We start from the raw sequence: 7,590 nt of genomic DNA, 5'->3' as shown, positions 1-7,590 counted from the left end.
CATGGCGTTGCGCAGCCGAATCCCCAGGCCCTTCAGCACCCCGCTCTGCACCGCATAGCCGATATCTAGGTCGCGCTCGCGGTCACGCCCTTCATAACCCTGCCCGGTATCTACATTGTTACCGGTGATGTAGCGCACCGTCGTGGTCAGCCCCGGCACGCCCATGGCTGCGAAGTTGTAGTCGTAACGCACCTGGTAGGAGCGCTCGTCGGTGTAGGCGAACTCGTAGGTCGGGACTTCGTTGCCCAGCGGCGAGATGTTGGCGAATACCCGTGGGAACGGGCTGTCGCCGTAGATACCCTGGTAGCCGACATGCAAGCTGTGCCCGCCATGCCGGGCGGTGAACATCGAGAAGAACGCCTGGTTGTCGATGTTGCCGAGCAGCGCCTCGCCCGCTTCACGCGCAGTGAAATACCCCAGGTTGGCGCTGAGTACCCAATCCCCTACCGGTTTGCTGTGCTTGAGCCCGACAAAGCCTTGCTGGTAGATATCTTCCAGTTCCCCGTACCACAGGCTGATGCTGCTCTGGTTGGCGTTGAACGCATAGTCGCCGCCCACGTAGTTGAACGCATCGCTTTGTGCCTGGCGCATCGGCACATGGCCGAGCATGGCGTTCATCTTGCCGTCGCCCCCTTCGTTGCGCAGGTGGGTGCTTTTCAGGTGACCGGCCTGCACCGTCAGCCCGTCGATTTCCGCCGAACTCACGCTCGCCCCCTGGTAGGTCGGCGGCAGCAGGCGGATGTCGCTGAAGGTCAGTACCGGCAGGTTCGGTTGCAGCTCGCCCACGCGCAGCTCGGTCTTTGACAGCCGTGCCTTGAAGGTAGGCGCCAGGCGGCTGTATTCGTCGGCAGCGCGACCATCGCCATGCACCGGTAGCAGGCCGGTGTTGACACGGTCCGGGCTGCTGTCGAGCTTGATCCCCAGCAGCCCCAGGGCATCCACGCCGAAGCCGAGCGTGCCTGGGGTGTAGCCGCTCTTGAAATCGAGGATGAAACCCTGGGCCCACTCCTCGGCCCTGGACTGCTGGTTGGCCCCGACAATGTCGGAGAAGTCGCGGCTGAAGTAGTAGTTACGGGCACTGAGGCTGGCCTTCGAATCTTCGAAGAAACCGCCTTCGGCGGCCAGCAACGGTTGGCTGAGCAAAGTCATGCCCAGGGCGACGCAGGGGGTGTGGTTCATTCCGAAGCTCTCTTGATCTTGTTTTTATGGATAAAGCGTTGGAACAGCAGCGGTTCATGGGTTACGGCGCAGCACCTCCCGTGCCTGTGGCCGGCGCAACCGCAGCAGCGCGTGGGCCAGCAGGCCGAACACCAAGCCCCAGAACGCCGCCGACAGGCCCAGGAAGGCCACCCCCGAAGCGGTGACCAGGAATGTGAACAGCCCGGCATCGCGCTCGGCCGGCTCGGCCAGGCTGCGGGCCAGGGCTTCGCTGATCGCGCCGTACAGGGCCAACCCGGCCAGGGCGGCGATCAGTGCGGCGGGAAAGGCTGCAAACAGCGACATCAGCGTGGCCCCGGCAATGCCCAGCAGCAGGTACAGTGCACTGCCGGCCACTGCCGCCACATAGCGGCGGCGCGGGTTCGCATGGGCTTCGTGGCCGGTGCACAGGCTGGCGGTAACTGCCGCCAGGTTCAGCCCGTGGCAACCAAAGGGCGCAAGCACCGCACCGGCCAAGGCACTGGCGCTGATCAGCGGGCTGGCAGGCGTTGCGTATCCGGCGTTGCGCAGCACCGCCATGCCCGGCATGAACTGCCCGGTCAGTGCCACCAGCACCATCGGCAGCGCCAGGCTGAACAGCGCCGCCAGGCTGAACTGCGGGGTGATCAGTTGCGGCGAAGCCAGCTCCAGCACCAGTGCTTCACTGCGCAACGCACCGCTGGCCACGGTCACCAGCGTGCCGACGCACAGCACCGCTGCCACTGCATAGCGCGGCTGCAGCCGGCGCATCAGCACGTAGGTGACGAACATCGCCATTACCAGCAGCGGCTGTAGCGGCAAGGCGCGGAATACCTCGCTACCGAAGCTGAACAGGATGCCCGCCTGCATGCCGGCGGCGATGGAGCCTGGCAGGCGCGCAATGATGCGGTCGAAGGCGCCGCTGATGCCGATCAGCAGCAGCACCAGGTTGGCCACCAGGTAGGCACCCACTGCCTGTTCCAGGCCGAGCTGCGGCAAGGCGGTTACCAGCAGCGCAGAGCCGGGGATCGACCAGGCGATGACCACCGGCACCCGGTAACGCAGGCTGAGCAGCGCGCCAAGCACGGCGCTGCCCATGGACACCGCCCACACCCAGGACGACAGCTGCTGGTGAGACAGGCCGGCGGCCTCCGCGGCGTGGAAGATGATCACCAGCGGGCCGGCATAAGAGATCATCGTGGCGATGCAGCCAGCGACGATGGCGGACAGCGAGCTGTCCTTGATCAGGGTTTTCATGGCACCTCGCGCAGTTCGATTCAGGCCTGGGCCGCAATGGCCTGGGCATGCCGCCGGCCGCTGGCCAGGTGCACAGCCATGGCCAGTGCGGCAATGGCACCAGGGATGGCGAAGGCGATGAAATTGAGCTGCAGCGGCAGGTTGATTCCCATCAGTGCACCGCCCAGCAGCGGCCCGACGATGGCGCCGTTGCGGCCGATACCGGAAGCCCAGCCAAGACCGGTGGAGCGCACCGACAGACCGTACATTTGCGCGGCGCCGGCATACAGCAGGATCTGCGTACCGATGGTGGTGGCACCGGCAATGAAGATCAGCAGGTAAAGCAGCGGCGTTGGGCTGTTTACCCCCAGCAGGCTGATCGATAGCGCAGCGGCGATGAAGAACGCCATCTTGACCTTGACCAGGTTGTAGCGGTCGCCCAGCCAGCCGCCAAGAATTGCCCCGGCCATGCCGCCGAAGTTCAGCGCCAGCAGGAACGAAAGGCTTGAGCCCAGGCTGTAGCCGGCGTTGGCCATCAGCTTGGGCAGCCAGGAACTCAGCGCGTAGACCATCAGCAGGCAGCAGAAGAACGCCAGCCACAAGGCCAGGGTGCGGATGGCCAGGCCGTCGCGGAACAGGTCGAGCACTGACGCCCCGCTGCTTTTGCGGTCCACCGCCTGCAGCACGTCATCGGCCTGCACGTCGCACGTCGGGTCCAGTCGTTTGAGCAGCTTGCGCGCTTCTTCGATGCGGCCTTGGCGCACCAGAAAGCCAATCGATTCCGGCAAGTAGTAAAGGATTACCGGCAACAGCAGCAGCGGCACGGCGGCGGCGAAGAACATCGACTCCCAGCCGAACCGCGGCAACATGAAGATGCCCACGCCTGCCGAAAGCATGCCGCCCAGCGAGTAGCCACTGAACATGATCGCTACCAGCGTGCTGCGCAGGCGCTTGGGCGCGTATTCGTTCATCAGGGCCACGGCGTTAGGCATCAGCCCCCCGCAACCCAGGCCGGCGATGAAGCGGTAGATGCCAAACTCGCTGGGGCTGCTGGCGAAGCCGTTGAGAATGGTCGCCCCGGAAAACAGGGCGAAACAGATGGCGATGCCCTTCTTGCGCCCGATACGGTCGGCCAGGCTGCCGAACGCCAGCGCGCCGAACATCATGCCGAACAGCGCGTAGCTGCCCAGCGCACCGGCCTGCAACGGGGTAAGGCCCCACTCTTTCATGATTACCGGCAGTACCACGCCGTAGATGAACAGGTCATAGCCGTCGAAGATCAGCAGCAGGCCGCACCAGGCCATGACCATCCAGTGAAACGGGGTAAAGCGCGCGTTATCGATGATCGGATGTACGTCGAGGGTTCGCATGGCATCTATCGCTCTTGTTTTTGTTGTGGTGAAAAGCTGTTGCCGTGGGGGGGCTGCTCAGCCGAGGTCGCCGCCCCCTACCGGCAAGGTCACGCCGGTGATGTAGGACGCCTCGTCCGAGGCCAGGAACAGAATCGCCCCGACCTGTTCATCGATGCTGCCGTAGCGGTGCATCAGGCTGCTGTCGAGGGTCTGGTCGACGATCTGTTGGTACCAGTGTTTTTCCTGCTCGCTCTGCTCGGCGCTGTTGCGCGGCACCCGCCGCGGTGGCGCCTCGGTGCCGCCGGGTGCGGTGGCGTTGACGCGGATGCCACGGCCGGCGGTTTCGAACGCCAGGCACGCGGTCAGCGCGTTGACGCCGCCCTTGGCCGCGCCATACGGGACACGGTTGACGCCGCGGGTAGCGATGGACGAGACGTTGACGATGGCGCCGGCACCGCGTTCAAGCATGTACGGCAGCGCGGCGTGGCAGCACCACAGGGTGGGGAACAGCGAGCGGCGTACTTCGGCTTCGATCTGCTCGACCTGGTAGTGCTCGAAGGGCTTGGCCCAGATGGTGCCGCCGACGTTGTTGACCAGGATATCGAGGCGGCCGAAGGCCTCTACCGCACTGGCCATGACCCGGGCGCAGTCGCTGTGCTGTTCCAGGTCGGCGGTGAGAGTCAGCATGCCCTCGCCGGCCAGTTCGTGAACCAGTTCGGAGCGGTCCACCGCCACCACCTGCGCGCCTTCGGCCTTGAGCCGCCAGCACACACCCCGGCCGATGCCTTGCGCGGCGCCGGTAACCAGGGCGACCTTGCCTTGGAATCTGTTGTTCATACTCAAATCTCCGCCTGCCCGCGATCCCTGTGGGAGCGGGTTTACCCGCGAATGCGTCCGACCAGGCAATGTCGTTGTACCGGCCGGCCTCTTCGCGGGTGAACCCGCTCCCACAAGGGGCGGTGCTATGTTCGGGTGAAGGAATCAGGCCGCTGCGGCGAACTTCTCGTAGTAGAAGTTGGCCGGGGTAATGCCTTGCTCGCGCACGTACTGGCTGACCGCCTCGACCATCGGCGGCGGCCCGCACAGGTACAGGTCGACGTCGCCATCATTGAGGTGGCGTGGCTCGATGTGCTGGGTCACGTAGCCCTTCTGCGGGTACTGGCTGTCCGGGCTGGCCACGCAAGCGCTGAAGGTGAAGTTGGGGATGCGCGCGGCAAAGGCCTGCAAGCGGTCGAGCTCGACCAGGTCGAAGTCGTTGGTCACGCCATAGATCAGGTGCAGCGGGTGATCGCTGCCCTGCTCGGCGATCTTCTCCAGCATGGCGATGAACGGTGCCAGGCCGGTGCCGCCAGCCAGCAGCAACAGCGGGCGCTGGATTGGCCGCAGGTAGAAGCTGCCCAGGGGCCCGGCCAGGCTCATGCTGTCGCCAGCCTTGGCCAGGCTGGTCAGGAAACTGCTCATCAGCCCGCCCGGCACGTTGCGGATCAGGAAGCTGACTTCGCCGTCCTTCTGCAGCGAGCTGAATGAATAGGCGCGGCTCTGCTCGCTGCCCGGGACCTTGAGGTTGACGTACTGCCCTGGCAGGAAAGCCAGGCGGCTCAGCGCCTCGCCCTTGATCGACAGGGCAATGGTGCTGGCCGACAACTGGCGCACGTCGCTGATGGCCGCCTCGAAGCTGGCCTGTTCGGTCTTGCACAGTTGCGATGACGCCGGAATGCGGATGACACAGTCGCTTTCGGCGCGCATCTGGCAGGTCAGTACATAGCCTTCAGCGATTTCGTCTTCGTTCAGGGCGTCTTCGATGAAATTGTCGCCCAGGTCGTAGCGCCCGGCCTCGGCCTTGCACTTGCAGGTACCGCAGGCGCCGTCGCGGCAGTCCAGCGGAATGTTGATGCCTTGGCGGTAGGCAGCGTCGGCCACGGTCTCATGGCCGCTGGCCTCGATGAAACGGGTAACACCGTCTTCGAAATTGAGTGCGATCTGGAAACTCATGTTGCACCTCGCGGGCGAGCCTGACCACGGCGCGTCGGCTGACACACCGGGCAGTGCTCGCAAAACACTGGATCAGATGTGGTAGATGTCGATGACCTGACGCACGTAGTCGTTCTTCAGCACCACCTTCTTGGCCAAGATCTGCGGCTGCTCGCCGCGCAGGTCGAGGGTGTAGAAGCTGCTGCCGAAGTAACTGTCGGTGGTCTTGTAGCGGAAGCTCAGGGTGTGCCAGTTGAAGCGCACCTGGCAGCTGCCCTCGCCCTGCTCGACGATCTCGATGTTGCTGATGTTGTGCGAGGTGCGGGTGTCGGGCACGGTCGCACTAGAGCGCTCGGTCTTGATGCGGAACACGCGGTCTTCCAGGCCGCCACGGTTGCCGTACCAGATCAGCGAGATCTCGCTTTGCGGATCTTCGGTGAGGGTGTCGTCATCGTCCCAGCTGGGCATCCAGAACGTTGCGTCGCTGGCGTACAGCTCCAGCCACTGGTCCCACTGGGCATCGTCCAGGTAGCGCGCTTCGCGGTAGAGGAAGTCGCGCACGGTCTCGTACAGGCTCATTGCACGGCCTCCACGGGGATCAGTTGCTGCTCATCCTTGAGCGCCTGGATCATGGTGTCCTGCCAGTACTTGTGTTGCAGCACGAACAGGCCTTCGTCCTCGGTGCGCACGCCAGACAGCAACGGCTGCAGTTCGATCTCCCTGGCCGCTTCGTCGGCGCCTTCAACCCAGTGCGCTGCGCCACGGGACATGTCGTTCCAGCCGGTACCGCCGCCATAGCCGGTCTGGCACGAACGGAACTCTTCCAGGTCGTCCGGGGTGGCCATGCCGCTGACGTTGAAGAAGTCTTCGTACTGGCGGATGCGCTTGGCGCGGGCATCGGCGCTCTCGCCTTTGGGGGCGATGCAGTAGATGGTGATTTCGGTCTTGTTCACCGAAATCGGCCGGGCGACGCGGATTTGCGAGCTGAACTGGTCCATCAGGTACACGTTCGGGTACAGGCACAGGTTGCGCGAGTTCTCGATCATCCAGTCGGCACGCGCCTGGCCGAAGTCAGCGGCCAGCTGCTCGCGACGCTCGTAGGCCGGGCGGTCTTCGGGGTTGGCCCAGCGGGTCCACAGCAGCAGGTGGCCGTGGTCGAAGGAATAGAAACCACCGCCCTGCTTGGCCCAGGCGCCGGCGCTCATGGTCTTGATCTCGTCACCGGCCTCGCGCTGCTTGCGCTGGTTCTGAGTGGCGGCGTAGTTCCAGTGCACGGAGCTGACATGGTAGCCGTCGGCGCCGTTCTCGGCGGTGAGTTTCCAGTTGCCCTCGTAAACGTACGAGCTGGCACCGCGCAGCACCTCCAGGCCTTCAGGCGACTGGTCGACGATCATGTCGATGATCTTGGCCGACTCACCCAGGTGTTCGACCAGGGGTTTCACATCGGCATTCAGGCTGCCGAACAGGAAGCCACGGTAAGACTCGAAGCGCGCGACCTTGGTCAGGTCGTGCGAGCCGTCGCAGTTGAAGCTGTCGGGGTAGCCGGCGTTGCTCGGGTCTTTGACCTTTAGCAATTTGCCGCTGTTGTTGAAGGTCCAGCCGTGGAACGGGCAGGTGTAGCTGGAGCGGTTGCCGCGCTTGTGCCGGCACAGCATGGCGCCGCGGTGGCTGCAGGCGTTGAGGAAGGCATTGAGCTCACCGTCCTTGTTGCGCGCGATGAAAATCGGCTGGCGCCCCATGGTCAGGGTGAGGAAATCGTTTTTCTCGGGGATCTGGCTTTCGTGGGCCAGGTAGATCCAGTTGCCCTCGAAGATGTGTTTCATCTCCAGGTCGAACAGGCGTGGGTCGGTGAACA

7 protein-coding genes are annotated in these 7,590 nt (G+C 64.3%); all 7 read right to left on the bottom strand.

Features of this window, described 5'->3' with window-relative positions; genetic code table 11:
- Positions 1 to 1,179: OprD family porin (locus tag HP546_RS22690; RefSeq protein WP_172229744.1), on the bottom strand; the 1,179-nt coding region annotated here is incomplete at its 3' end.
- A 54-nt stretch (positions 1,180 to 1,233) separates the two neighbouring features.
- Positions 1,234 to 2,433, bottom strand: a complete 1,200-nt coding sequence (locus HP546_RS22685; RefSeq protein ID WP_172229742.1) for a benzoate/H(+) symporter BenE family transporter — start codon at positions 2,431 to 2,433, stop codon at positions 1,234 to 1,236.
- A gap of 20 nt (positions 2,434 to 2,453) precedes the next feature.
- Positions 2,454 to 3,782, bottom strand: coding sequence for an aromatic acid/H+ symport family MFS transporter (locus HP546_RS22680; RefSeq protein WP_172229740.1), 1,329 nt, complete (start codon positions 3,780 to 3,782; stop codon positions 2,454 to 2,456).
- A gap of 57 nt (positions 3,783 to 3,839) precedes the next feature.
- Complete coding sequence (locus HP546_RS22675; protein WP_172229738.1) at positions 3,840 to 4,601, bottom strand: 1,6-dihydroxycyclohexa-2,4-diene-1-carboxylate dehydrogenase; 762 nt, start codon at positions 4,599 to 4,601, stop codon at positions 3,840 to 3,842.
- 144 nt (positions 4,602 to 4,745) lie between these two features.
- Entirely contained in the window at positions 4,746 to 5,756 is a 1,011-nt protein-coding gene (gene benC, locus HP546_RS22670; protein ID WP_172229736.1) for a benzoate 1,2-dioxygenase electron transfer component BenC, read from the bottom strand.
- A gap of 72 nt (positions 5,757 to 5,828) precedes the next feature.
- The gene (benB, locus tag HP546_RS22665) at positions 5,829 to 6,314 is read right to left on the bottom strand and encodes a benzoate 1,2-dioxygenase small subunit (RefSeq protein ID WP_172229734.1); all 486 of its coding nucleotides are present in this window, start codon (positions 6,312 to 6,314) and stop codon (positions 5,829 to 5,831) included.
- A partial coding sequence (benA, locus tag HP546_RS22660; RefSeq protein ID WP_172229732.1) for a benzoate 1,2-dioxygenase large subunit occupies positions 6,311 to 7,590 on the bottom strand: 1,280 nt, incomplete at its 5' end. The genes benA and benB, both read right to left, overlap by 4 nt.

Source organism: Pseudomonas sp. CM25 (genome assembly GCF_013179705.1).
GTDB lineage: Bacteria > Pseudomonadota > Gammaproteobacteria > Pseudomonadales > Pseudomonadaceae > Aquipseudomonas.
This window is presented reverse-complemented; position numbering and strand designations above follow the sequence as displayed.